Annotated in this window: 2 protein-coding genes; both read left to right on the forward strand. The window is 35.3% G+C overall.

What is annotated here, in order from left to right; all coding sequences use genetic code 11:
* Positions 1-323 (forward strand): DUF92 domain-containing protein (locus tag V7149_RS25010; protein ID WP_335348270.1); only part of this gene is annotated, 323 nt, incomplete at its 5' end.
* 42 nt (positions 324-365) lie between these two features.
* Positions 366-563, forward strand: a complete 198-nt coding sequence (locus V7149_RS25015; RefSeq protein WP_335348271.1) for a hypothetical protein — start codon at positions 366-368, stop codon at positions 561-563.
* Positions 564-680: the final 117 nt, after the last annotated feature.

A 680-nucleotide genomic window follows, 5' to 3' on the forward strand; every position in this document is an offset into this window, starting at 1 on the left:
TTGCTGCTCTGTGTGGGTCTTTTTCGGTGGCGATCCTTTGTTTTTATTTATTTCCTATTTCATTTACTGGACTCCTGATTATTTTCGTGTTTGGATTTGTTGGGAATATAATAGATACGATGTTTGGGGCTTTTATCCAAGTAGTCTATCAGTGCAAAATATGCGGGGCTGAAGTAGAGGCAAGTAACCATTGCGGGAAAAGAACCATTTACAAAAGAGGGCTAATTATGATGAATAATGATATTGTGAACTTTTCATCGGGTTTTCTAGCTGCATTATTAGGATTACTTTTCCTCTTATTAGTTGGTACCATAAATGGATAAAATTTATATATTCATCTCAAACTAGAATAAGGAGGGATGAATATGGGTCGTATAATATCAATCATCATGATTGGAGTTAGCGGATATTTTATTTTTCAAAATCGGTACCGAGCGTTGAATGTATTATTTAGAAATGCTATTTTGCGCCGAATTTTCGTCAATTCCATCATGGGACTTCCGGGAGTGAAAGATCGTTTAATGAAATTGGTCTTCCCGCCAGGACCTGCTGGAACACATTAGAAAAAGACCTTTTGAGGTCTTTTTCTTTTGCGTTTACAGGAGTTATTGCCTATAGTAAAAATGAGGTTCAGTTTTTTGGCTCTATGTCATATTTACATTAATATAAAAAAGTAAGCT

Origin of the sequence: Bacillus sp. JJ1503 (assembly GCF_036965125.1) — a bacterium.
Lineage (GTDB): Bacteria > Bacillota > Bacilli > Bacillales > Cytobacillaceae > Cytobacillus.